General features: G+C 57.2%; 20 protein-coding genes. 12 read left to right on the top strand and 8 right to left on the bottom strand.

From position 1 onward, the window contains the following. Nucleotides 1-223: 223 nt before the first annotated feature. The gene (locus HY868_00120; protein ID MBI5300510.1) at nucleotides 224-1,849 is read right to left on the bottom strand and encodes a hypothetical protein; all 1,626 of its coding nucleotides are present in this window, start codon (nucleotides 1,847-1,849) and stop codon (nucleotides 224-226) included. Nucleotides 1,850-1,952: 103 nt separating this feature from the next. On the opposite strand from HY868_00120, the gene HY868_00115 reads away from it, so the two are divergent. Then, nucleotides 1,953-3,902, top strand: a complete 1,950-nt coding sequence (locus HY868_00115) for a hypothetical protein (GenBank protein ID MBI5300509.1) — start codon at nucleotides 1,953-1,955, stop codon at nucleotides 3,900-3,902. Between the two features lie 56 nt (nucleotides 3,903-3,958). Here the strand turns inward: HY868_00115 and HY868_00110 are convergent, their stop codons facing one another. The 6 genes from HY868_00110 to HY868_00085 all read right to left on the bottom strand — a co-directional run bounded on the left by HY868_00110 (nucleotide 3,959) and on the right by HY868_00085 (nucleotide 9,806). After that, nucleotides 3,959-4,792, bottom strand: a complete 834-nt coding sequence (locus HY868_00110) for a hypothetical protein (protein ID MBI5300508.1) — start codon at nucleotides 4,790-4,792, stop codon at nucleotides 3,959-3,961. A gap of 12 nt (nucleotides 4,793-4,804) precedes the next feature. Beyond that, entirely contained in the window at nucleotides 4,805-5,953 is a 1,149-nt protein-coding gene (locus tag HY868_00105; protein MBI5300507.1) for an acyl-CoA dehydrogenase family protein, read from the bottom strand. A 61-nt stretch (nucleotides 5,954-6,014) separates the two neighbouring features. Further along, nucleotides 6,015-6,572 carry a hypothetical protein gene (locus HY868_00100; GenBank protein MBI5300506.1) on the bottom strand — a complete coding sequence of 186 codons (558 nt, stop codon included), beginning with the start codon at nucleotides 6,570-6,572 and terminating at the stop codon, nucleotides 6,015-6,017. 87 nt (nucleotides 6,573-6,659) lie between these two features. Beyond that, nucleotides 6,660-7,574, bottom strand: a complete 915-nt coding sequence (locus HY868_00095) for a DUF692 family protein (protein MBI5300505.1) — start codon at nucleotides 7,572-7,574, stop codon at nucleotides 6,660-6,662. Between the two features lie 4 nt (nucleotides 7,575-7,578). Further along, nucleotides 7,579-8,694: an ABC transporter permease gene (locus HY868_00090; GenBank protein ID MBI5300504.1), complete on the bottom strand. Its 1,116-nt coding sequence runs from the start codon at nucleotides 8,692-8,694 to the stop codon at nucleotides 7,579-7,581. After that, complete coding sequence (locus HY868_00085; GenBank protein ID MBI5300503.1) at nucleotides 8,694-9,806, bottom strand: ABC transporter permease; 1,113 nt, start codon at nucleotides 9,804-9,806, stop codon at nucleotides 8,694-8,696. Before HY868_00085 ends, HY868_00090 begins: the two co-directional genes overlap by 1 nt. A 282-nt stretch (nucleotides 9,807-10,088) precedes the next feature. Here HY868_00085 and HY868_00080 point away from each other — a divergent pair, with 282 nt between their 5' ends. The 11 genes from HY868_00080 to HY868_00030 all read left to right on the top strand — a co-directional run bounded on the left by HY868_00080 (nucleotide 10,089) and on the right by HY868_00030 (nucleotide 24,104). Continuing rightward, nucleotides 10,089-11,105, top strand: coding sequence for a LacI family DNA-binding transcriptional regulator (locus HY868_00080; protein MBI5300502.1), 1,017 nt, complete (start codon nucleotides 10,089-10,091; stop codon nucleotides 11,103-11,105). 160 nt (nucleotides 11,106-11,265) lie between these two features. Then, nucleotides 11,266-12,696 carry a carbohydrate ABC transporter substrate-binding protein gene (locus HY868_00075; protein MBI5300501.1) on the top strand — a complete coding sequence of 477 codons (1,431 nt, stop codon included), beginning with the start codon at nucleotides 11,266-11,268 and terminating at the stop codon, nucleotides 12,694-12,696. Between the two features lie 109 nt (nucleotides 12,697-12,805). Then, nucleotides 12,806-13,669: a sugar ABC transporter permease gene (locus HY868_00070; GenBank protein MBI5300500.1), complete on the top strand. Its 864-nt coding sequence runs from the start codon at nucleotides 12,806-12,808 to the stop codon at nucleotides 13,667-13,669. Further along, the gene (locus HY868_00065) at nucleotides 13,665-14,753 is read left to right on the top strand and encodes a hypothetical protein (GenBank protein ID MBI5300499.1); all 1,089 of its coding nucleotides are present in this window, start codon (nucleotides 13,665-13,667) and stop codon (nucleotides 14,751-14,753) included. Before HY868_00070 ends, HY868_00065 begins: the two co-directional genes overlap by 5 nt. Nucleotides 14,754-14,773: 20 nt before the next feature. Beyond that, nucleotides 14,774-15,601 carry a carbohydrate ABC transporter permease gene (locus HY868_00060; GenBank protein MBI5300498.1) on the top strand — a complete coding sequence of 276 codons (828 nt, stop codon included), beginning with the start codon at nucleotides 14,774-14,776 and terminating at the stop codon, nucleotides 15,599-15,601. 75 nt (nucleotides 15,602-15,676) lie between these two features. After that, nucleotides 15,677-16,768 carry an ABC transporter ATP-binding protein gene (locus tag HY868_00055; GenBank protein MBI5300497.1) on the top strand — a complete coding sequence of 364 codons (1,092 nt, stop codon included), beginning with the start codon at nucleotides 15,677-15,679 and terminating at the stop codon, nucleotides 16,766-16,768. A gap of 106 nt (nucleotides 16,769-16,874) precedes the next feature. Further along, a complete protein-coding gene (locus tag HY868_00050) occupies nucleotides 16,875-18,194 on the top strand; it encodes a glycoside hydrolase (protein MBI5300496.1) in 1,320 nt (439 codons plus the stop codon). Further along, nucleotides 18,195-19,238 carry a zinc-binding dehydrogenase gene (locus HY868_00045; protein ID MBI5300495.1) on the top strand — a complete coding sequence of 348 codons (1,044 nt, stop codon included), beginning with the start codon at nucleotides 18,195-18,197 and terminating at the stop codon, nucleotides 19,236-19,238. 82 nt (nucleotides 19,239-19,320) lie between these two features. After that, nucleotides 19,321-20,343 (top strand): Gfo/Idh/MocA family oxidoreductase, encoded by a 1,023-nt coding sequence (locus tag HY868_00040; GenBank protein ID MBI5300494.1) that lies wholly within the window; start codon nucleotides 19,321-19,323, stop codon nucleotides 20,341-20,343. A gap of 45 nt (nucleotides 20,344-20,388) precedes the next feature. Next, nucleotides 20,389-22,395, top strand: coding sequence for an alpha-galactosidase (locus tag HY868_00035; protein ID MBI5300493.1), 2,007 nt, complete (start codon nucleotides 20,389-20,391; stop codon nucleotides 22,393-22,395). Continuing rightward, nucleotides 22,392-24,104: a sugar phosphorylase gene (locus HY868_00030; protein MBI5300492.1), complete on the top strand. Its 1,713-nt coding sequence runs from the start codon at nucleotides 22,392-22,394 to the stop codon at nucleotides 24,102-24,104. The genes HY868_00035 and HY868_00030 overlap by 4 nt, the downstream gene beginning before the upstream one ends. Before the next feature lie 43 nt (nucleotides 24,105-24,147). On the opposite strand, the gene HY868_00025 is transcribed toward HY868_00030, so the two are convergent. Then, complete coding sequence (locus HY868_00025; protein ID MBI5300491.1) at nucleotides 24,148-26,199, bottom strand: ADP-ribosylglycohydrolase family protein; 2,052 nt, start codon at nucleotides 26,197-26,199, stop codon at nucleotides 24,148-24,150. Nucleotides 26,200-26,399 lie beyond the last annotated feature (200 nt).

The following is a 26,399-nucleotide window of genomic DNA, read 5'->3' as shown; positions in this document are numbered from 1 at the left end:
ATCACCCCCTTTTCGCACATGAGCCAACAAACTCTGTACTGACTCGGCGCTTACGATAACACTAAACGCGCGCCGAGTCAATCCTCACAGTGTTTTAATTTTGGTATCTACTCAGCCCATCCTTGCGAAGGTTACTAATCACTTTTCCGAGGAATTGAGCGACGACGGCAAATTCGATTCCTGGTGAATGGCGCCTTCAAATCTTCGCAAGGATGAACAGTCACTATTTTTGCAAATCTTCGAGTTCCACCGTTTCATCAATCGTGCCGTCACTCTTGTAATCAATCTCGACGGTCAGCGGCTTGCCGTTGCCTTGCCATTTGCCGTAATCCACGTATACCGTGTCGGCAGGTTCGAGCTTGAACGTGTTGCCAAATTCCTGCTCGCCTTTTGAATCATAACGACCGATGGCAAGGTCGTACGACCCGGCTTTTTTGTTGCCGATAGTGTTGACGCTCAATTGCCCCCTCTTCACATCGAGTGCGACATTGACCGCACCGCCTTCTTCGAGGTCAAATCCTTTGACGAGAAAATCGTAATCCACCTTGTCCTTGCCCTCGATGGCGAGCTCGATGTCCGGCGATTCGCCTTTGCCGGGTTTGTACGACAACTTGCTGCCGTCCGGCGACACATCGAGCGTGTCTTTTTGCCCGGGAACGATCTTGATGTCTTCGATGTCGAGACTGTAACCTGGTCCGATCATCGCGATTCCCGCGCGTGTTTCTTTCTTCAGCGCCGTGCCGTCGAGCGTGATCGTGAATTTGACGCCGAGCGGCACCAAATAGTTGGGTTCCTCATCCTGGCTCCACGTTTCCACACCCGCTTTGAAGCGTTGAATCAGCGCGCCAGGAATTTCGTTGACGATCTTGTTGTCCACGCGTCCGAGTTTGTTCCCTTTGTCATCCGTGATGAGCGCGCGCACGCCCGCACCGTCAAGGTAGATTTCGTTGTACTGGGTGATCGGCGCGGCAGAACCGTTCACGCGATTCGCGCTCGCTTCGCAGAACGTGCACAGTTGAGTGCTGAGCCGCGCGGACGCGGGCGTCAGGTCAAGCGACATGGTCGTCGCATCGCCTTCGTACAAATCGGCTTCGACGCTCGGATTGATGGACGCTTTGTACTGCCAGGTGTTCGCGTTCACATCCACGATAATCGCGCGTTCCTGGTTTGGATAGTTGTTATCGTACACCAAAATATTCGCGATGCCGTTGCCCTTGTCCACAATCGCGTAGGGCGTGACCGCGTGTCCGCCACTGCCATCGCGTTTATAGATGCCAATCGAAAATGTATCGGACGCGTCCTTGCCGGGCTTGAACGCATCGGCAAGTTGCGCCACAATATCCTTCGGTGTCGCTTTGATGACGGCGGTGCGCGTCGGCATCGTGGCTTGCGTCGCCCACCAAAAGGCAATCTCACGTTGCAACTGTTCATTACCGATGATCGGCATGTCCTTGGCAAGCGGCGCGCCAAAATCGGCGGGCTTGGATTTGCCGGTGTAAAAGAGCGCGGCAAGCACCGCCATCCCTTCACAGTGCCCCCCGTTCATTTGCTTGTTCGTCTCGTCCATCCATTGCTTGGCAACGGGCGATAAAAGACAGTTGCCACCTTCCTCGCTAACGCATACCTGGTTACCAAACAATCGTTTCATTTCGATGGGAGTCAAATTGGTAAAGCCAGAATCGCCGCCGTAGTTTTCAAAACTGAATGCGTGAGTGGCTGGGTCGAAGCCCGAATTGACCGGGGTAACGGCTCCCTGAGCCAACGCGGTCGTAGCCAGAGTTAGCAATCCCCATGCAAACCCTACGGTCAAAACGATGCGAAATACCCAACGTGCTTGTCGCTGAAACATTCAGACTCTCCCTCATAGTGGATAAATTTGCGCTGTATTCTGTTGGTCGAACGAACACGCGCGGGCTAGTATAGAACAACTCGCGTGGTGGGTCAATACCCACATGGACTATCTTCCGGGAATGTGCGTGCGATTCTTTTTGCTTCACGCGCGCGGTTATGTTACAATAGCGCGCGTGGAACTCGACAAGATTTACTGCGCGGATAGCCGAACGATGCGCGAGGTGGACGATGGCTCGGTGCAACTCATCGTCACGTCGCCGCCGTACAACGTGGGCAAAGATTACACCACGCACTATGACGAGATGGCGCTGGAAGAATACCTGGGCTATCTCAAATTGATCTGGCAAGAGTGCGCGCGCGTCCTTGTGCCCGGCGGTCGCATTGCAGTCAACATCGCGAACACGTGGCGAAAGCCGTACGTCCCGCTCAACACGTACATTGCGAAACAGTTGATTGACCTGGGTCTGTTGATGCGCGGCGAGATAATCTGGGATAAAGGTCCATGCCTCTCCGGCAACACCAAGTTCTTTGTCAGAGACCGGGAGACCGGAAGCGTCTCTTGCCGTCGGCTCTCCGATTTGCACGATTATGACACGTGGCACAAGGTAGACATCGAAGCCGTAGATCAAGCGGGGAGACCTTGCTGGCAACCCATCGTCAATCTCTGGGAAACCAAACATCTCTCAGGACGAGTACTGACTTTCTCCGATGGTTCGGCGGTCACTGCCACCGCGAATCATCGTTTTCCGCGTCCTGACGGGACCTTGGTATTGGCAAAAAACCTTCACGTCGGCGATTGTCTGAAACGTTCACGCGCGACGCCGGAGTATGAAGGTACGATTCCTCTGGCGTTTGCAAGTGAATCACTGGCATGGGCGCTGGGTCTTTATCTTGCCGAGGGAAGCATCAATCATCGCAATGGACGCGGCGTTAGTTCAATCAGCTACACGCTCCACAAAGATGAAATCAAATTCGTCGAGCGACTTGAGCAAGTTTGGTCGTCGTTTGGATGCGCGGTCAATTATCGGATTGTCGAAAATAAAATCAAAGCCAACATCTCTGGGCAGATCGCGTACGTCATTATCCGCGAGTTTATCGCCGGCACATCGGCGCGCACCAAGTTGCCTTTGGACAGCGTACTGCGCGCACCGCGTGAGTGGCGCGCCGCGTTTTTGCAGGGTTGGCTGGACGGCGATGGACATTTCGATGCGTTAAACAATTGTTGGGAAGGAAATACCACCGGCGCGAATCTGCGTTTTATGCCGGTGATGCGCGCGCTGACGCGTTCCTTGGGATATCGTTTGCACCATTCGGCTGGCTGGGCAACCGCGGACGAGACTGGCAAGCGGTATCAAGTCATTCGTTGGAAACTCTATCTTGCCGAATCATCACACCACAATGCGATGAACTGGGATACGATTCAGATCAAGGAAATTTCCGAACGCAAGGCGCGTTTCTTTGATGTCGAATTAGCGCACGCGCCGCATCTGTTCGTTCTGGCGAATGGCATCGTCAGTCATAACAGCGCGGGAATTTCTACCGCCTGGGGCAGTTTCGCCCGCGCGTCGAATCCGACTCTGCGCGATGTGCACGAGTACATCCTGGTGTTTTGCAAAGAGACCTGGAAACTCCAAGTGACGCACGGCAACGAGAGCGGCATCGAGAACCTGGAATTTGTCGAGTGGACGAAAAGCGTGTGGCGCAGTCCGCACGAGGAAATCGCGGACGCGCAAAATTCGATTTGGCAATTCGACACGCACAGCCGGCGGCGCAACAAACATGCGCCCGCGCATCCCGCGCCGTTCCCACTCGACCTGCCGCTCCGCTTGATTTTACTCTACACTAACATGGGCGATGTCGTGCTCGATCCGTTCGTCGGCAGCGGCACCACCGCGCTCGCGGCGAAAATGACGCAGCGGCACTACGTCGGCTACGAAATCACGCCCGAGTACTGCACGATGGCGGAAGAGCGCATCGCGAACCTGGGTCAGCCGCGCATTGTCGAGGAGCGAATCGCGCGCAAGCGCAAAACGAAACAAGTAGACAAGTAAACAGGTAGACAAGGAGTAATTACTTGTCTACCTGTTTTTTGTTTATCAATCTATTGCTATTTTTGTGGTTCTCCAAGAGTCAACCCCAGTGCCTCCACAAATCGTTCGACCAGAGCTGCCTTCTCCTCGTCCTGTGTTATTCTACCGTCAGCCGCCTCAAGGATTGGGCGTTGCATCATATCTTTGAATGCGTTTAGTGCAAATCTCTTTTGTTCTGATGTAAGTCCTCGTAAACGGTTGGCGATCTTGGGGACAATGTCCCGTCCATATGTTCCTATCAAATCGAACAAAGTGATATGGAACACACCAAACTTTTTGTACTTATCCTGCCACGTGCGTTGCTCCCAGTATCGTACATCGCCCATAACCTCGATAGGCAAGAAATCCAACGCGGCATCCAAATCAAATGTGGCCAGAGCACCAATTGCGGCAACGCTTGCACGGGTAGGATTTTCGTCACCGCAATGGCTTGCCTCTGTTTTCAGGAAATCAATTGCCCTGAGGTCGCCAATCAATTCCAGCATACCGATGGAACAACTTACGATAGATGTCGGAATGTCATTCTGGTATGCGTTAGCAGGATCGCGTAGAGGAGCAAACCTCCGTGCAATTCCCAAAATCTTTTCGACTGCGCGCGTTAGCTTGAGGTCGCCACACACTTGCATTCCATTAAAAAGCCGGCGCCTTTCCGCATTTGTCAATTCCGTACTCTGTATATCCAACCAATCCATCGCTGCATCTTCAAATGTGGCTTTCTCATCCTCGCTCAAGCCGGCATGGTACTCGACAACTTTGGAAAATACATGATAGGGATCGGGCAATGTGTCTAAGTACGCTGGGCTGAAGAACTCTTCGAGTTTTTGTTTTTGTTTTGAATACTCGTCATTCATTCTCAATCTCGCCTATTGATTCTTGAGAACATTCCGCGCGATGACCATCCGCAAAATCTCGCTCGTCCCCTCGCCGATCATCGTCAAGCGATTGTCGCGATAAAAGCGTTCGACCGGAAAATCGCGCAAGTACCCCGCGCCGCCGTGAATCTGAATCGCTTTCCAACACGCACGGTCGGCGGCTTCGGACGCGAACAGTTTCGCCATCGCGGCTTGCGTCGCAAACGCTTGCTTATTGTCGCGCAGTGTGGCGGCTTGCATCACCATCAATCGCGCGGCTTGAAGTTCGACCGACATGTCCGCGATCATCCATTGAATCGCCTGAAAATCCCCGATCGGTTTACCGAATGCCTGACGTTCTTGCGCGTACTTGATGCTCGCGTCGAGCGCGGCTTGACCCAGCCCCACCGCCATCGCGCCAATGCCGATGCGCCCGCCGTCGAGCGTCTGCATCGCTTGCCTGAATCCCGTACCCAATGCGCCGAGCAAATTTTCTTTCGGCACGCGGCAATCCTCGAAGAAAACCTGGGTCGTCATCGAACCGTGCAAGCCCATCTTTTCTTCCGACTTGCCGATGACCAATCCCGGCGCATCGCGCGGGACGATGATCATGCTCAAGCCGCGATGTCCTTGCGCTTTGTCGGTGATGGACAAGGTCGTGATCGAGCGCGCGACCGCGCCGGACGTGACGTACATTTTCGAGCCGTTGATGATCCACTCATTGCCGCGCAATTCGGCGGTCGTCGTAACCGAACCGGCAAGGTCGCTCCCACCCTTGGCTTCGGTGAGCGCGAGCGCGCCGAGTCCCTCGCCGCGCGCGAGCGGGACAAGCCATTTTTTCTTTTGCGCTTCCGTGCCGAACAAATAAAATGGACCGCAGCCGAGCGAGAGATGCGCGGCGTACGTCAACCCAACCGAGCCGGACACGCGCGAAATTTCTTCGACCGCGAGCGCCTGCGATACGGTGTCTGCGCCGCCGCCGCCGTACTCTTCGGGGTACGGCAAGCCGAGCAATCCTTGCTCGCCCATCTTACGAAAAATGTCGGCGGGAAATTCGTCTGTGCGATCAATCTCTGCCGCGCGCGGCGCAATTTCTTTTTCTGCAAAATCGCGCACCATGTCCCGGATCGCGCGCTGTTCTTCGGTCAACTGAAAATCCATCGTTCCTCCTTCGCCATTGAAGTTGTCACTCTTCCCATGTGGGGGAAAGGTTGAGGTGGGGTTACTCGCCTTCGAGTCGCGGCTCACCCCACACCGCCCAATTCCAACGATTATCGCCCAAGCCATCCGTCACGAATTCAATGCGCGCAACATCACTGCCGAGTTGCGGCATCGTGACCGCGTGCTCCTCCCACGCGTGCGTGTTCTTGACGGTGCTCCAAAACTTGAACCCATTGACGAGCACGCGAAACGCAATGAAACGATCTGGCGGCAATTCCGAACCATCGCGAATGCCGACAGAAAATTTTAGTTTCATTTCGCGCAGTCCGTTCGGAATCGGCACGAGGTAGCCCACACTCGCCGAGCCGCTGACCGGCGGATGTTCCCACAACGCGAGACGCGTGATGCTCGCGCAGGTCGCGTCGGCGACGCGAATTTCCATGCCGCCGGGATTGCGGGATGCCGATTTCGCCGCGTGGTCGAAATGCGCGAGGAAATCGAACGACCACGCGGCGGACGCGCGCGCGCCGCGCAGCATTTCGATGAATGCGCGGACGCGTTGTAATTCATCGTCATTCAAATCGCGTAACTGCGCGATAAGATCGTCTAGCGAAGCCATAGTTATCGCTCAAGAAACAAGCAAGTGCGGGAAGTAAAGGAAATAAGGGAAACGAGGGGTAGATAGTGACCCGTTTCCATATTTCCTTCATTTCCTTTCGTTTCCCTCTTCTTTTCGCCCATTCACCATCGCCGCGAGACGCGGCACCTGGGTCGCAAGCGCGTCCGCGTCGGTGAACGCTTCCCATAACGGACTAATCCCGCCGTGTTCGAAAGTCACGACCCAGGGTTCCGCCCAACGTCCCGCGCGCACCTCGCCGATTGCCCACGCAAATGCGTCCCAGTCCGCGTCGGTCATCGGCAAATGATCCATCCATCGTCCGGCATAGCGCGCGATAAAATCGCGACTGCCCTCCACGCGCGCGAGCGCGTCCAGCCAGCGTCCCTCGATTACCTGAATGCCGGTTATGTGAATCTCGCGAATGCGTTTGACCGGCAACGCGGCGATGTACGTGTGCGTGTCCATGCCCAGGTATTGCGCCGCCATGCGCGCGTGTGACAGATCGAGCAGAAAGCCGCATCCCGTTTCTTCGATCACGCGTGCGATCACTTGAGGCAACAGTACGGGGCGCAACGTCGTCCCACCTGCCGAGTTGTCGTTCTCGACGATCACGCGTTCTGCGCCAAAGCGCGCGACGACGGCGCGCACATCGCGAATCGCGCACTCGGTTAACCGCGCGATGTGCGTTGGATCAGCTGTGTCTACCGGAATGTCCGGAAAATCGCGCGCGGACGCAAAGAAATGCAGGTTGATGAGCGGCGTAGTTGTTTCGCGCGCCATCGCCTCGATTGCGTTCCAATCGGCGCGTAGACGCGTTTCATGATTCATCGCGTCGCCGATGCCGGAACCGATGCTGAGTGGAAAGTGGATGAACGATGGATGCACGCGTTGCGCGTCGGCGATGACGTTGCGCCACGCCGGGAGTTTGAGATAATCCACCGCGACGCGTTGCGTACGAACCAGGTCTAGGAGCGGCAAGGAATAGTTGACGGCAAGTTTCATCGGATCACCATTCCGCGCGACTGAACAGATACCAGCCCGTGCTCACCGTCACCACAGTGAGCGCGACGAGCGGCACGACATTTTGCCACACCATTGTGAGTGACGAACCTTTGATGTACACGGCGCGCAGAATCGCGCTGAAATGTTGCAGCGGCGAAAAACTCGCGAGGAATTGCATGAACCACGGCATATTCTCTGTCGGCACGAGATAACCGGAAAACGTGACTTCGAGCATCGCGAGCAAGAAGACCATCAAAATCACTTGCTGTTGACTCGCCGTGATGATCGAGAGCAAGGTGCCCACGCCGATCTCGGCGATGATGAACAGAACGCCGAGCGCGAACAAGAGCAACAAACTACCGCGCATCGGAATTTGAAAACCGTATGCCAACGCGAGATAGAGCAACGTGAAATTGACCAGTCCGATCAGCAGCGCCAACAACCCTTTGCCGAGCAACAATTCGAACCGACGAATCGGCGTCACCGCGAGTTGCTCGAGCGTGCCGAGTTCGCGCTCGCGCACGAAGCCGACCGCCGCGACGATGAGCACGAGTTGGTATGTGATGAAACCCAATTGCGTCACGAGCGTAGACCAACGCAAGTTCAACGTGGGATTAAACGCGAATTCGATTTTGAGATTGATCGCGCCGAGTGCGGTGTTCGCCGATGCGCCCACGAATTGGCGCGAGAGATCGGCAATCGCGCCCTCGACCGAGCCGAACAAGTTGCTCGCGACGATTGCGTTCGTGCCATCCACGATTACCGGAACCGTTGCGCCAACGCCGGGCTTGAACAGATCGCGCGAAAACCCGGGAGGAATAATCACCGCCGCGCCGATCTTGCCGTGCGCCATCAACTCTTGCACTTCGCCATAACTGGACGCGCGACTCGTCAAGTTAAAGTTGCCGGAGTTTTGGAGCGCGGTGACCAAGTCCTGGCTAAACTGGCTCTTGTCTTGATCCCACACGGCGAGACGGATATTGCGAATCCCCGCGCCGGTCGCTTCGGCAATCATCCCGAGTTGCACGACTGGAACGATGATCAAGAACATCAGCAACAACCGGTCGCGCACAAGTTGTAATAATTCTTTCCACGCCAGGTTGAGAATCGTTTTGAGCATCAGACCTGCTTACGAAACGTGAGCAAACTCAGGATGAACGGTACGAGACCCAGGACGAACATGTTGAACGACTGCGTAACCAAATCCGGCAGCCCCAGCCCTTTGAGAAATACGCCGCGCGTGATTTGCACCAAATGCGTCGTCGGCAGAAAGAACGAAAAGATTTGCGCCGCGCCGGAGCGCGTATCCACCGGCAGGACCACGCCTGCCATAAAAAAACTGGGAATGAAAAAAATCAAGAGGACGACGCGCATCGCCGTGCCCTGGTTGGCGAGGAACGAGGAAAAGAACAACGTCATGCCCAGCGACGCGAACAGATACAACCCGGTCATCCCGAGCAAATCGAGCGCGGGACCGCGCAGCGGGACACGAAACCAGATTATCGCCATCAGGTACGCGGCGCTGGCGCTAACGATGCCGTAGACGATGTACGGCAATAATTTGCCGGCAAGATATTCGAACCCGCGAATCGGCGTGGTGGCAAGTGTTTCAAAACTACCCAGTTCTTTTTCGCGCGTGAGCGCGAGCGCGATGGCGAGCGACGGCAGAATCATGACGACGGGCACCAGCCCTGGCACCATCGCGAGCGTCGAACTGAGTTCGCGATTGTACCACGCTTGCGCTTGCACTGTGATCGGCGGCGGCAACGCGCTGTCGGAGAACTGGCGGCTGAATTCCCTCGTCCGCTGACGCAAGCGCGTCACGCCGCCCGCCGATGAAATCGCGTCGCTGCCATCGGCGATCACTTGCACGTCCACCGATTCGCCGCGCGCGAGCATCGCTTCAAAATCCGGCGGGATCACAATGCCGAGGTGAATCGCGTTGCTCATCATTGCTTCGCGCAACGCCACATAACCGGTCACTTGACGCGCGAGCGTGAACTTGCCGTTCGCGGTCAAACTGGCGATGTATCGCCGCGAGAGCGCGGACTGGTCCGCATCCCAGACGCCCAGCCGCACGCTTTGCACTTCGAACGCAAAGAGGTACGCGAACGCGATGAGCATGATCGCCGGCGAAAGCGTCACGAGAAACAACGTGCGTTTGTCGCGCTGAATGTGGCGGAATTCCTTGTGCGCGATTGCCCACAACCGATGGAGAGACATTGCCCACATTATACCACCGGCACGGATAAAGCCAAAGTAGATTGGCGACTACGTCAGGGCTTTTCAAAAGTCCGAAGCGAACCCCCTCCCTTACCCTCCCCCGCTTTCGCAGGGGAGGGAACTTGCTTCCTCCCCTGTTCGACGCAGTTTGTCGAACGGGGGAGGGCTGGGGTGGGGGTAGAATACCGTCTCTCGCAATGACCCGTGTGGGTCATCGCCGGCGTACTGGTCTTGACAACCTGGCTAAACTGTCGTAAACTGGCGTCATCATCCAAAACGTTTTGGAAGAAAATGTCACCGGTGACGATTCGTCAAGTCGCAAAACGCTTGAAACTCTCCATTACCACTGTCTCCCGCGCGCTCGACGGGTACGACGACGTGGCGGCTAAGACGCGCCAGCGCGTCATTCGCACCGCGCGCGAAATGGGCTATGTCCCCAGCCGCGCCGCGCGGCAACTGCGCCGCCAACGCGCCGACGCCATCGGCTACATTTTGCCGGCGAGCGGTCCTCACTTTACCGATCCTTTTTTCTCCGAATTCATCGCCGGTCTCGGCGACGAAGCCACCTCGCACAAATTCGATCTACTCGTTTCGACCGCCGCGCCCGATACCGCCGCCGAACGCGAAATTTATACGCGTTGGGTACAGAGTCGCCTCGTGGATGGCATCGTCGTCAGTCGCATGCGCCTGCGCGATTGGCGCGCCAAGTATCTCGCCAAAAACGATTTTCCATTTGTCGCGCATGGTCACACGCTCCTTTCGCTCAAATTCCCGTACATCGAAATTGACTCGCGCTCCGGTTTCGAAACCCTCGTAAAACACCTTGTAAATAAGGGTTATCGGCGCATCGGTTACATCGGCGCGCCGGCGCGCTTTACCTTGCAAGCGGATCGGCTCGCTGGGTATCAGAACGGTCTCGTCGCGGCAGGCATTCCTTTCGACCCCGCGTTGGTCGCGGAAGGAAATCTCACGCGCACCGGCGGCTATCACGCCGCGACGCAATTACTCGCTTTGCCGCAGCCCCCCACCGCGCTCATCGGCGCGAACGATTTGACGGCGGTCGGCGCGCTGTCCGCGGCGCGCGAGCGCGGCTTGATCGTCGGACGCGATATCGCGATTGCCGGGTACGACGGCACCGAAGATTCGGAGCACACGCAGCCGCCGCTCACCACGCTCAAGCAACCGGTGTACGACATTGCGTGCCGCTTGGTCAAGATGCTCGTCGCGCGCATCGAAGGCAAAGAGTTGCTCGATCCGCGCGTGGTCTTGCAACCCGAATTGATCATACGCGAATCTACCGGCGGCTAGATTTCTGTTTCGCGGCTCCACTTTACCGTTCAATTTGCAACATCTTCCCAAAACGTTTTGGGAAAGGAGGTGGTCGAAAATCTTGAAATGCGTTCACCTTTGTCTGACGAATCTGCGAATCCATTTGTTTCCAAAGGAGGAGGTTTACTCGATGAAGAAAATGCTCATTCTCACGCTGGTGCTGGGTGTGATCCTGGTCGCGTGCGCGCCAGCCCCCACCCCGGTACCGCCTACCGCCGTGCCTAAAGCGCCCGAACCGACCAAAGCGCCGGTCCCGACAGCCGCGCCCCCGCCCACGACCGCGCCCGTCGCGACCAAAGCGCCGGAACCGACCAAACCACCCGCGCCGACGACCGCGCCGACCGCCGCGCCAGCCCAACCACTCGTCTTTCTCTCGACCCAGTTGACCCCCATCGAAGAACAAGAAAAGATGCGTAACACCATTCTCAAGGACATCACCGGCGCAAAGGTCGAGTTCATCTCCGATGCCGAGGGTGTCGTCGTAGATCGAATCTTGGCAGAACAAAAAGCCGGCAAGGTCGCCGTCGGCGCCGTCGGCGTGTTGCACGGCACGTTCCCCAACTTGCTCGCCGCGAACGCGTTGGAAGACCTGACCCCGCTCGTCGCCAAGTTGAGCGACCGCCCCATCGTCAAAGAATTCATGACGCTGGGCAAGCTGGGCACGGACAAACAGTATTACATTCCGTGGATGCAAGCGACGTACATCATGGTCGCGAACAAAAAAGCATTACAGTATCTTCCCGCCGGCGCGAACATTGATGCGCTCACCTACCCGCAACTCGCCGAATGGGGCAAGAACATTACCGCCGCGACCAAGGAAAAGAAAATCGGTTTTCCCGCCGGTCCTTCCGGGTTGATGCATCGCTTGACCCAGGGTTATCTGTATCCGTCGTACACCGGCGGTCTGGTCACCACGTATCGCAGTGACGACGCGGTCAAGATGTGGACCGATTTCAAAGCGATCTGGGAATACACCAATCCGCAATCGGTGACCTACAACAACATGCAAGACCCGTTGCTCTCCGAAGAAGTCTGGGTCACGATTGATCATACCGCGCGCGTGGTCAACGCGTTCAAGAACAAGCCGAATGACTTTGTCGGCGCGCCTGCGCCCGCCGGTCCCAAAGGTCGCTACTATATGAGCGTCCTGGCGGGTCTGGGTATCCCCAAGGGCACGCCAAATCGCGCGGGCGCCGAAGCCGTGATCGAGTACCTCACGCGTCCCGCCGTGCAAGCCGTCACATTGCGCGAAGTCAGTTTCTACCCCATCGTCGAATCCGCCTTGCCGACGAATTTGCCCGACTTTGTTCGCCTCGAAGCCGATGGCGTCGTCAAGCAATCGAAAGCGACAGATGCCAAAGTCGCGCTCCTGCCAATTGGACTCGGCGCGAAAGGCGGCGACTTTAACAAAATTCAGCAAGACACCTTGACGCGCATCGTGTTGAAAGGCGAAGACATCAAAACAGTGCTGAACGACCAAGCCAATCAACTCAACGCGTTGATGACCGAACTCAAAGCTCCCTGCTGGTCGCCCGATCCACCCAGCACTGGCGCGTGTTTAGCCAAGTAGGGTTGGCAATCGGTAGACAGGTAGACAAGAAAACAAGTAAACAAGTTTCCACACGCATACTTGTCTACTTGTCTACCTGTTGACTTGTCTACTACTCCCCGAGGTACTTATGCGCGCAAAATTAGAATCTGTTCTGCCGTACAGTCTGCTCGCGCCCACACTCATCTTTGTCACGCTGCTGATCGTGATTCCGATTCTGCAAGCATTCTTGCTCGCGTTCCAAGCGCCCGACGGTTCGCTGACGCTGGCTAATTTTCAAAAGATGGCAAGCGACACGAGCTTTGCCGATGCGCTCAAGTTCACGTTTCTCTTGTTGCTGTTCATCGTCCCCGCCCAGGTCGTCCTCGCGCTCGTGATGGCACTGCTGATTCACACGCGCTTCAAGGGACACACTTTTTTTCTGTACATCTACGCGATTCCACTCGCGATTTCCGATCTTGCCGCCGGCATCGCGTGGCTGTCCATTTTCACCGAACGCGGCTACCTCAATTCGATTCTGAATCAACTCGGCATTCTCGAAAGACCTTTTCTATTCTTGTCGTACCAAAATCTCCCTGCGATGTTCGGCACGATTGTCATCGCCGAATCATGGCGCGCGACGGCAATCGTGATGACGATTTTGCTCGCGGGCTTGCAAGTGATTCCGCGCGATTACTTTGAAGCCGCGGACGTGTTCGGCGCGACCACGCTCAAGCGCACCTTGTTTGTTGTCTTGCCGTTACTGCGACCCAGTTTACAAAACGCGCTCATCATCCGCACCATCTTTGCGTTTCAAACGTTTGCGGTGGTCTTCGCATTAGCGGGACGCGTCATTCCAGTGATGGCGGGCGAATCGTACAACTGGTATGTGGCGAATCGCAATCCGGGCGTCGCCGCGGCGTACGCGGTCCTCGTGCTCATCTTCACCGTGCTCGCGACCTGGGTCTACTTCCGCGTGTTGAAGACCAACCCGGCGGAGGCAGGATATGATTGATTCGACTTTCGCGGAAATGAATCTGGCAGTTTTTCAAGGCAAGGACATTGGTCGTGTATTGTGGCAACCGCGTCTCGAATATTGGTATCACATCAACCAACGCCGCGGCACACTGCCGTCCCAGATGCGAAATTTCTCCTTGTTTGACGTGTATGATTACTGCCATGCTTCAGTCCGCTATTTTGTGCGTCCTTTGCAACAATGCTATCGCGCTACACAAGTGACTGAAGAATGGCTGGATCAGACACATTTGCAAAAGACTTTTCAAACGCCCAACGGTGTTTTGCAAGAAGTGATTCACTATGACGAGTATGGCTATACCTCGTATCGCAGTGAATTCAAACTCAAGACCCTTGACGATTTTCGGATTTACGAAGCGCTCTTGCAAGATGAAGAATGGTACTGGGATCAGGAGATTTATGATCGCGAAGTCATGGCGGTGGATGGACGCGGCGCACCCCAATTTTATTTTCGCCGCTCGCCGATTCAGGGTTTGTTTATCGAGCACATGGGTTTCGAAAGAACGATCTATTTGATGCAAGATCATCCTGACGTGATTGAGCGATACGTTGAGGTCGCCACTGCCGCCGACGAAGCGATGTACAAAGTGTTACGCAACGCGCCGATTGCGATCTTGAATTTTGGCGAGAATATTGACGCGCACATGGACCCGCCCGCGATTTGGCGCAAGCATCTCCTGCCGTACTATGCCAAGCGAAACCAGCAACTGAAGGATGCGGGCAAATTTACGCACATTCACATTGATGGTTCGATGAAGCCGCTCCGGCGATTGATTGCAGAGAGTCCCTTTGAAGCAATTGAAGCATGCACCCCTCAACCGCAAGGCGATGTGACGTTGGAAGAAATCAAACAAGCATTGGGCGAGCGAATTCTCCTCGATGGCATCCCGGCGATCTATTTCTTGCCGCTTTACTCGATGGAAACGCTGCTCGACTGTGTCAAACGCGTGATCGAACTCTTTCACCCGCGCTTGATCCTGGGAGTGTCCGACGAGTTGCCACCCGACAGCGACATCGAACGGGTGCGGATAATTGGCGAAATGCTAGAAACGTTTCACGCTTAGAGACGAAAGGACAGTTCGCTATGCGATCATCACTTTCACGCCGCTATATTTTCAACCGCGTATTGCTCTACGGCGCGGCGATTCTGCTCGCGCTGTGGACGCTTGCACCGCTCTACCTGGTCGCGCTCGCGGCGTTCAGCACGCGGCAAGCAACGTTTCAATGGCCCAAGCCCCTGTTGCCGACGGACTTTTCGACCGATACGATGCAGTTTTTCGTGAACACGCGCGGCGTGCTCGATTCGGTGCGGAACAGCGTCGTCGTCGCGTTGTTGACGATTGTCGGCAGTCTGCTGCTGGGCGCGCCGGGCGGCTATGCGCTCGCGCGCTTTCGCTTTCGCGGCAAGGAAGCCATGTCGCTTGGACTCTTGATCAGCAAAATGTTTCCGACCGCGATTCTCGCGATTCCACTCGCCGTCGTGTTTCTGCAACTCGATTTGTACGATTCGATCTGGGGCGTCGCGCTCGTGCATACCGCGATGGCGTTGCCGTTCGTCATCATCGTCACCGCCGGCATTTTCGTCGGCGTGCCGCGCGATTTGGAAGAAGCCGCGCAAACCATGGGTTGCAATCGCCTCCAAGCGTTCCTGCGCGTCGTGATGCCGCTGGCGCTCCCTGGCTTGGCGGCGGCGGCGATCTTTACATTCGTGATTTCGTGGAACGAAGTGTTCGCCGCGACGATCCTCACATTGCGCAATCGCACCTTGCCCGCGCAGGTGCTCAGTTCGCTGAACGACTCGCCGCTGTACTATCGTTACGCCGGCGGTTTTTTCATGATCGTGCCCGCGCTGGTTTTTATTTTCTTGATCCGCCGATACCTGCTTAATTTGTGGGGAAGTATCTCTCGATAAGATGAGTATTCAGTATTCGGTGTTCAGTATTCAGGACTGAACACCGAATACTGCACACTGAATACTGGAGCGACTATGGCTGGCATTCATTTTCAATCGGTCCGCAAAGTCTTCGGCAAGACGCTTGCCGCAAACGACGTGAGTCTCGAAATCAAAGACGGTGAATTCATGGTCTTGCTCGGTCCGTCGGGGTGCGGCAAGACGACGTTGCTGCGTTGTCTCGCCGGACTGGAACACGTGGACGGCGGACGCGTGTTGATCGGCGACCGCGATGTGACCGACCTTGCGCCGCGCGACCGGAAAATCGCGATGGTGTTTCAAAGCTACGCGGTCTTTCCACATCTGACGGTCTTTGATAACATCGCGTTCGGACTCCAGATGCAAAATCGTCCGCGCGATGAAATCAAACGGCGCGTGCATCAAGGCGCCGAGTTGCTGCAACTCACCGATTACCTCGCGCGCTATCCCGCTCAACTCTCCGGCGGACAACGCCAGCGCGTCGCCGTAGCGCGCGCGATTGTGATGCAAGCCGCCGTGCTGTTGATGGACGAGCCGCTCTCGAATCTCGACGCGTTGTTGCGTTTGCAAATGCGCGCGGAACTGAAACGCTTGCACGCGGAAATCAAGGCGACGACGATTTACGTGACGCACGATCAAATCGAAGCGTTGAGTCTGGGCGACCGCATCGCCGTGATGCAGAACGGACGCATCGTGCAATGCGACGCGCCGATGAACATTTACGATCATCCGGCAAACACGTTCATCGGTGGATTCATTGGCACGCCGCCGATGAATTTTCTGAAAGGCACACTACGCGCCGATGGCATCGTGATGGTCGGCGAATCGCACATTACGCCGGCAAATTCGCTCAAGTCCGCGCTCGCCGGCAAAAATGGACAAGCGATTTTACTCGGCATGCGCCCGGAAAATCTCGCGCTTGCGGCGGCGCAACAACCGAACACATTGCGCGGGCACGTCTTGGTTGTCGAACCGCTCGGCTCGCACAAACTGCTGACAATGCAAGTCGGTTCTGAAATGGCGAAGGTAAGCGTTGCACCCGATCAGCCCGTCGCGATGGGCGATGACGTGTGGTTGCATTTCGACGCGGACAAGATTCGCTGGATGGACGCGACGACTGGAGAAGCGATTAGTTTAATAGTGCGATAGTGCGATAGTTCGATAGTGCAATAGCTGAAAGTTGGTTAGTCGCTACGCCAACTATCGCACTATTGCACTACCGCACTATTGCACTATTGCGCCATGACACTGAAATATGGACGGTTTGATTACACGCGCACAACGCGTCCTGCGCCTCAACGACGCCGGCAATTTTACCAAGCCCTCGCTGGGACAGTACCCGCATCAATGGAACTGGGACTCGGCGCTCGTCGCGCTCGGTTGGGCGCATTTTGATTTGCCGCGCGCGCGCGCCGAAATACATTCCTTGCTCGCCGCACAGTGGCGCGACGGAATGGTCCCGCACATCGTTTATCCGACTGGCGCGTCCGAGTATTTTCCACCGCCGGAATTTTGGCAAACCGAAAATCTCGCACGCGCGGGTGACATTCCTTCGTCGGGTCTAACCCAGCCACCGATTCTTGCGACGGTTGTGAGGATGTTGTTTGACCGATGGCGCAAGGAATCAAAATCAGACACGGCGATAAACGAATTACGAATTACGAATTACGATTTTTCCCGTCTCCTCGCCTGGCATCGCTGGCTCCACACCGCGCGCGACGTAGACGGCACCGGCTTGCCGTGCATCATCCATCCCTGGGAATCCGGCGCGGACAATTCGCCGCGCTGGTCGCCCGCGCTCGACCAAATCACGCCGGTAGATTTGCCGCCGTACCGTCGCCGCGATACACAGTTCGTTTCGCCCGACGAACGCCCGCTTGCGCCGGACTATGAACGCTTCGTGCATTTGATTGACCTGGGTCGGCGCGCGCGCTGGGAACCGCGCGCGCTTCTCGCGCAAATGCCGTTTCTCGTCCAGGATGTGATGTTCTGCGCGATCTTGCATCGCGCGGATGAGGATTTGCGCGCGCTCGCAGTCGAACTCGGCGAGCCGACCCAGGAACTGGACGGCTGGCTCGCGCGCACGCGCGATGTTTTCGATTCACGTTTTTGGGATGACGCGCGCGGTCTGTACTTTGATTACGACGCGCGCGCCGGCGCGCCGATTCGCGTCAACGCGTGTCAAACGTTTGCGCCGTTGTTCGCCGGGCTGGCGTCGCCCGCACAAGCCGCGCGCCTCGTCAACGAACATTTCGCGAATCCACACGAGTACGCGCCGGGCGCAGACTCGCGTTACATGTTGCCGAGCGCGAGCAAAGACGAACCAGGGTACGCCCCGCGACGATACTGGTGCGGTCCCGCGTGGATTCAAATCAATTGGATCATCGCCGAAGGATTACGCCGGTACGGTTACATCGCGCAAGCCGAACAACTGCGCCGCGATAGTCTCACATTGATCGAGCAGAGCGGCTTTCGCGAATACTATGATCCGCGCGACGGAAGCGGTTGCGGCGCGACTGAGTTCTCGTGGTCGGCAGCATTGACGCTGGAATTGTTACGCGAGAGGAACGCTTGAATGGGCAAGGCGCTGATCGTGACCGCGCCGCGTCAACTTGAGTACGAAACGTACGACGACGACGCGGTGTTGGAACCGGATCAAGTTCGAATCAAGATGCTGTACTCGGGTATCAGCGCGGGAACGGAGATGACCCAGTATCGCGGTACGAATCCGTTCATGCAAAAGCATTGGGACGAGGCGCGCCGGTTGTTTCTACCCGGCGAAGGAATCAGCTGGGAGTATCCGATCCACAACCTGGGTTACGAAGAAGTCGGCGAGGTCATTGAAATTGGCGCGGCGGTTACCGATGTGCCGCTTGGCGCGCGCGTGTTCGGAACCTGGGGACATCGTACGCATCACGTCGCGAATCTCGATTACGTGCGCCCGCGCGTGATGCCGCGCGCCGCCGACCCAGTGTTCGGCATCTTTTCGCACATCGGCGCGGTCGCGCTGAACGGCGTGCACGACGCGCACCTTCGCATCGGCGATACGGTCGCGGTGTTCGGTCTCGGCGCGCTCGGACAAATCGTCGCACAAGCGGCGCGGCAATCCGGCGCGCGCGTGATTGGCATTGATCTGCACGAGACGCGCCTCGCGATGGCAAAACAGTTGGGCGCGCCCGTCACGTTGAACGCGCGCGAAAAAATCGCGGAAGCGATCAAAGACCTGACCGATGGTCGCGGCGCGGATGTGTGCATCGAAGTATCCGGCGCGACGCCGGCGCTGAACGAAGCGATTCGCGCGGCGGCGTACTCGGCGCGCGTTGTCGCGATGGGATTTTTCCAGGGCGAAGCGAAAGGATTGTATCTTGGCGAAGAATTCCATCACAATCGTGTCAATCTCGTCGGCTCGCAAATTTCCGGCGTGGACCCCGAAGCGAAATATCGTTGGGACAAACTGCGATTGTGGCAGACCGCGATTCGATTGCAACACGAAGGCATTTTAAATTTGCGTCCGCTCATCACGCACACCGCGTCGTTTGAGCGCGCGACGGAATTGTTCGAACTGCTCGACCGCGCGCCGGAGCAGGTCGTGCAAGCGATGATTGAATTTGGAGATTAGAAATTAGATGTTGGAAGTTGGACGATAGATGTTGGACACAGTTCCAACTTCCAGTTTCCAATTTCCAACTTTCAGAACCACTGTGAAAAAACTACGAACAGGAATCCTGGGTTGCGGCGGCATCGCGCAAAAGCACGCGCAAGCCGCGCGCGCGCTGAATGATGAAATCGAACTCGTCGCGTTTTGCGATCACACTGAATTCAAGGCGCGCGCGTTCGCGGTACAGTACGCGGCGGGACGCGCCAAAACGTTTACCGATTATCGCGTGATGCTCGACCAGGTGGATTTGGATTTGCTCGTCGTTTGCTTGCCGCCATTCGCGCACCGCGATGAAGTGGAACTCGCGGCGGCGCGCGGTGTTCACTTGCTCGTCGAGAAACCGATCGCGCTCACGTCCGCGCACGCGTGGCGCATGGTGGACGCCGCCGAACGCGTGGGGATCAAGACCCAGGTCGGGTTCATGTATCGTTTCGGCGCGGCGGTGACGCACTTGAAAAAGCAACTCGCGCGCGGCGAGATCGGCGATCCTGGGTTGTTCAGCGCGCGCTATTTTTGCAACGCGCTCCACGCGCCGTGGTGGCGTGCGCGCGAAAAATCCGGCGGGCAGTTGGTCGAGCAGGCGATTCACCTTTTCGACGTGATGCGCTATTTGCTGGGTGAGCCGACCATGGTGTATGGTCGCCAAGCGAATGTGTTTCATCGCGACCTTGTGGACTATACCATCGAAGATGTCAGCGCAACCGTGTGTAGTTTCGCGAATGGCGCGCTCGGTGTAATTTACGCGACGAACGGCGCGCTGCCCGGCGTGTGGATCAAAGAGTGGCGCGTTGTCACGCAGAACCTCGTCGCGGAATTTGCGGATTGGAACAATGCGACGTTCACACGTTCGGACATGCAACCATTGGAAACCGAGCGCATCGTCTCGGCGCAAGATGTGTTCGCGCTTCAGCTGCGCGATTTGGTGAACGCGATTCGCACGAATAGCGCCACGCGCACGCCGCTGCGCGAAGGCGCAAAATCGCTTGACCTCGTGCTCACGGCGGCGCGTTCGGCGGAGACGCATAGTGAAATCAAATTGGACGCGGACTCCTCCGCGCGCGGATGAACGCGCCTTTCTATTTTTATCCGCATCCCATCGGAGATTGGCTTTATGAAAATCGCACCCACTCCTGACCATTCCATTCGTATCGAATTTTCCAACATCTCACTCTCCGGTTTGCGCCCGGTGGTGAACGGCGTTGCGCTGAACGATGCGCCGGTCCAAGTTGTGCACAATGACGCGCGCGGCAGCGAACTGAATTTTTCGTTGCCGGATGGCGCGTTCGGCGTAGAGGTCACGCGCGAAAACGAATCGCGCGTCTGGTTGCGATACTGGATCGCCAATCCATCGCAAAATTTCGCGCTCGATTCATTCGGCATTCGCTTCGCGCAAATCGAAAATCTGCGCGCGTATTTGCGAAACGGCTATACGAGTTGGGATGGCAGTTTCTACGTCGAGCCGGACGCGCTGCGTGCTTGGGAAGAGTACGAGACGCGTCCCGAAACCGGTTTTGCGATGACGCAACTCGTACCGCGCTCGGGTGCGAGCAGTGTCATCCTGGGTTTTGATCGCCACGAACGTTTTCAACACACGTTCACATTCGACACGCGGTCTAGTCCAACGGCGTTGACGATTCAAACGTTGTGGGATCGCAAGCCGTATACCGGACGATATGAATCGGAGCGCCTCGTCATCTTCGAGCATCCTGAAATCGAAGACGCGTTGCGCGAGTGGGCGCGCATTGTCGCGGACGCGTCGCACATGTTGAGCGGAATCGTCGCAAAACCGCATCACGCCGAACCGATCACCGGTTGGTGTTCGTGGTACAACCTCTACGGCTACATCAACGAAGAAAATATCTTGGCGCATTTGCGCGGCGCAGAAAAAATCGCGCGGGAAGAAAATGTGGCGCTGCGCGTGTTTCAGATTGACGATGGCTTTACACCGGAAATGGGCGACTGGCTCGACGTGAAACCGCAGTTTCCGCGCGGCATAAAACCGCTGCTCGACGATATTCGCGCGGCGGGATTTGTCCCTGGGTTGTGGATCGCACCGTTCGTCGTCGGCAATCGCAGTCGTTTGTATCGCGAACATCCGGACTGGGTCGTGCGCGAGCGCGCGACGGACGCGCCGCTCGCGCAGTGGAAATTGTACGGCGAGAATCGCTGGCACAAACGGAGCGAAGAATATTACATTCTCGATACGACCCACCCGGACGCGTTCGAGTATTTGCGGCGCGTGTTTCGCGTGTGGCGACGCGAATGGGGGTCCGAATATTTCAAAACGGATTTCATGTATTGGGGCGCGGAGTACGGACCCGACCGCGCGCGTTGGCACACACCCGGCATGACGCGCATTGAAATCTGGCGGCGCGTCGCGGAAATGATTCGCGAAGAGATCGGCGATGCGACCTGGCTCGGTTGCGGCTGTCCGCTTTGGGCATCGGTCGGCTTGGTGGACGGCGTCCGCATCGGCGGCGATGTCGGCGTGGAGTGGCGCGGGCATTTATCGGCGCAATCGTTGTTGCGCGATCAAGCCACGCGCAATTTTGCGAATCACATCTTGTGGCAGACCGACCCCGATTGCATCTTGTTGCGCGACCGTTTTCATCATCTCACCGACGCCGAAGTGCGCGCGCTCGCGCTGTACGCCGGCATGACCGGCGGTGTGCGGATGACGAGCGACGCGCTCGACGAACTTTCGCCGGAGCGTTTGCGCTTGTGCAAGTTCCTGGTCAATTCGCCACGCGCGACGTGTCATTTTCCATTCCTGGCTCAATCGCCGACTACGTACGAACGCTTGCCTAGCGATCTACATTCGCAACGCGTGCGCCATGAACCGGTCGCCGACCCGGTACTCGTTCAAGTGCGAACCCCCGCAACCGGGGATGGAGTTGCGGCGATTTTTATCTTCAACACCGGTGAAACTCCGACGCAACGCACGTACTCGCTGGACGCGCTCGGCATCGCGGGCACGCAGTACGTGTACGATTGGATCAATCAGACCTTCGAGATCGCCAAGACCTCGAAGATCGCGGTCACACTCGCGCCGCACGATGGCGTGCTGCTGTTCACGAGTCCGACGCCGATCACAACTGCGCCAGAGCATCTGCCATGACGAAAATCGCCGAACACGTGACGATGCTTTACGGCGAGGATAGCGCGCCGCCAACTCTGGCGCGCTTGTCGTCGCTCATCGCGCACTATCGCGCGCGCATTCCGCCGCCGCGCGCGACGGAGCTGACCGAACGCGACGCGTTTCTCATCACGTATGGCGATCAAGTGCGTGCGCCGGGCGAAGCGCCGTTGCGCACGCTCGCCGAATTTTGCGCGCGCTATCTCGGCGATCTGGTCACTGGCGTTCACCTCTTGCCGTTTTTTCCGTACTCGTCCGATGATGGTTTTTCGGTGATAGATTATCGCGCGGTCAACCCAGACCTGGGAACCTGGGACGATCTCGCGCAATTCCGACGACACTTTCGCCTGACGTTCGATCTCGTCGCGAATCACGTTTCGGCGCAGAGCGCGTGGTTTCAGGGTTTTCTCGGCGACGAGCCGCGTTATCGCGATTACTTTATCGTCGCGCCAAACGGCGCGGATGTGTCGCGCGTGGTGCGCCCGCGCACGCTACCGCTGTTGACGCCGTTCGCTACGCCGCGCGGTACAAAGAACGTGTGGACGACCTTTAGCGCGGATCAAATTGATTTGAACTATCACAACCCGGATGTTCTGCTCGACATGATGGATGTGTTGCTGGGGTATGTCGCGCGCGGCGCAGAATTGATTCGGCTTGACGCGATTGGATTTTTGTGGAAGGAGTTTGGCACAACGTGCTTGCACTTGCCGCAAACACATCGCGTTATTCAACTCATGCGCGGGGTGCTTGACGAGATCGCGCCGCACGTCGTGTTGATCACCGAGACGAATGTGCCGCATGCGGACAACGTGGCGTACTTTGGTGACGGCGCGAACGAAGCGCAGATGGTGTACAACTTTGCGCTACCGCCGCTCACGCTCCACACGTTTCACACCGGCAACGCAACGGCGCTGACGCGCTGGGCAAACACACTGATGTTGCCTTCGTCGCATGTGACGTTTTTCAACTTTCTCGCGTCGCACGACGGCATCGGCTTGAATCCGGCGCGCGGTATTCTGAGCGATGCCGAGTTGGATGCGCTCGTCGCGCACACACAAATGCACGACGGTTTGGTGTCGCACAAAAATGATCCCGACGGTATGACAAGCCCGTACGAATTAAACATCAACCTATTCGACGCGCTCAACGATCCGCACGCGGGCGAATCGCGCGAAACCCAGATGCAGCGTTTCATCGCGGCGCAGGCGATTATGCTGTCGCTTGTCGGTGTGCCAGGAATCTATTTTCACAGTCTTTTCGGTTCACGCGGTTGGCAAGCCGGTGTGAGCGAGACGGGGCACCCGCGCGCGATCAATCGCGAAAAACTCGAGCGCGCGCCGCTCGAACGCGAACTGGGCGATCCTGGGTCACGGCGTTCCCAGGTATTCGCGCGCTATGCGCGCTTGCTGCGCGCGCGCACCGCACATCCCGCGTTCGATCCGCACGGCGCGATGCGCGTGCTCGACCTGGGCGCATCGGTGTTCGCAGTCCAACGTACCGCATCGAACGGCGCGACCGTTATCGCGCTGTACAATGTTTGCAATCGCGTCGTCGGCGTGCGCCTGGATTGGACGCGCGCGTTCGGCGACAAATCTGCACGCGTGATAGACCTCATTACGCGCGCGGAGATCGGCGACGGAACTTTGTTATCGCTACAACCGTACCAGGCGCTCTGGCTAACACAGAAATGAAAACGCCTGCCAGCTGGCAGGCGTTTTCAACGGATGGGCAAACTCACGATGCGATCTTGAATCGTTCGTATCGCGTGTGACCCGCAAAATTCGACAGACCGACTTGTCCATGCCAGTACGGTTGCGCGGCATCCGTCCACGTTAGTGCGACCTGATTGTTGATGGATGCCGCGATGTTCGCGCCGCGCGCTTGAACACGCAAACGATAACGCGCGCCCAGCGTCCACGCGAAATGAGTTTCCGCGACCGGCGCGTAGCCGCCCGCGTTCTTGTAAATGACGAACCGATCGTTCGATGCCAGCCCGACCGCGTAAGAACGTCGCGCGCCTTGCACGCGCACGAGAACGCGATGATCGTCGCCGACGACCGGCACGAGATCAACTTCGTACGAGAGATCGCGCCAGGTCACGTCGCCAGTGTACGCTTCGCTCATGCCCGCGCCGCTCCCGTGAAACGCGCCCTCTTCGATTCGCCAGAACCCACGCAGTAAAGTCCAACCGCTGATCGCGCCGTACTCATTGCGTTCGCGACTGAAATCGCAAGCGAAATTCGGCGCGCCATTCCAATCGAGTGCGTCGAGCAGAACATTTCCCGTCCATGCTTCGCCGATATTGCGAAACGCGATGCCGACCTGCGAGAACAGCGCATTGTCGAGCGACGGAATTGTAAACGCGATGGTTTGCCATTGCCCTGTTTTGAGCATTGCGCCGGGTTCTTGATGTGTTACGCGCGCGTTGTCGTCCCACGCAAAGAGCGACGCAATCAATCCCTCCGGCGCGTCCGCTGGAATGAACACGCGCGCGGTGAGTGTTTGCCCCGGATAAATGAGCGGCGAAAAACTCGCGCCGTAATAATTCGCGCTCAACTCGTTCGCGCGATAGTAGGTGCGAACGAACACGCGCGCCTCGCCTTTTTTCTTCAAGCCGCGCAAATGAATTTGCAACGCGCTGTCCGTTGCCGGCTGCAAAAAAAATTCGCCCAACTGCGCTTGCGCGAGAAAACCCTGGGTCGAGCCGCGATAATCGAAATGATAACGCGGGCGTGATTCAGACTCGACGCGTGCGATTTGTTCGCCGAGCCGCGCGAGCACATCCGCGCACCCAGGAATATTCATCACGTTGCGCGCGCCGATGACGCTCGCGCCGACGAGCACATCGTTCATCGCGTCGCGCCAGTGTCGTTCAATGCCATCCAGCCCGACCGCGACGCCCATCACCGCGCCGACGTTGCCCGCGTTGCAATCCGTGTCCCAGCCCGCGTTCGTCGCGATTTGGACGGCGCGCGAGAAAATGCCATTGCCATACAGCAACGCCATCGCGACGACGCCTGCATTCGGAATGATGTGCACGACGCCGGGATATTTATCGTAGCCGAAATTCTGCGCGAGGAATTGGTAGCCCGCGCGCCAATCGTCCGGGTGCGCGCGATAAAAATCGAGCATCGCATTCACGACGCGCGCGTACTCGCTCGCGCGTGGAATTTGTTTGAGCGCGCACACGATCAAACGCACGGGATCGGCTTCGCCGAACGCGCAGCTCACGAGCGCGGCGATGAAGCGTCCTCCCAGGATTCCCTCGCCGTCGTTCGCGACACTGCTCGCGCGCGCGGCAAGGTCGGCGGCAAGCCCCGAGTCGTTCGGCGCGACTAACCCCCAGACGTCGGAAAAAATTTGTCCGCCAATTTGTTCTGCGATCATTTTTCCGTTTTGCGCGATGGAACCGGAACGCGGCGCGGCGATGCCGTTCGCCAGGTTCAAATACGACGTGTGTTCGGTCGAAACGCCGTAACCGCCCCACCAAATCGTGTCGCGCTGATCGGCGAGATAATTGAGCACGGTTTCGCCGATTTGTTCGGCGGTGACATCAACGCCGTAATCTTCGAGCGCGCGAATCAGCACCATCGGCATCGCGGTGTCGTCGTCGGGCTTGAAAATTTTACCGGGCGGCAGTGGCAAAAAATCATTCACCTCGCCCAAGTTGTCCGCGATTTCTTTCGCGGTCCAATTTTCGACCGGCGCGCCGAGCCGCACGCCGATACATTTGCCGAGCCAGCCGGCATACACGCGTTCGCGATAATCGTGTGGCAATGTTGCCATCTTTGCCTCTCAAAAAAAGAACGCGGATGAACGCAGAAAAATTCAATCCGCGTTTATCTGAGACTGTAGCATTGCTACTGCGAATTTGGTGTTTACCGCCGAGACGCAGAGGGCGCAGAGAAAAATCAAAAGAACTCTGCGTTCTCAGCGTGCTCCGCGCCTCGGCGGTAAAATTTCCGACGTATCAGTAACGGTGCTAC

This window comes from Chloroflexota bacterium (assembly GCA_016219275.1).
Taxonomy (GTDB): domain Bacteria; phylum Chloroflexota; class Anaerolineae; order UBA4142; family UBA4142; genus JACRBM01.
The sequence above is the reverse complement of the archived record's forward strand: the minus strand, read 5'-3'. Positions and strand labels throughout refer to the sequence as shown.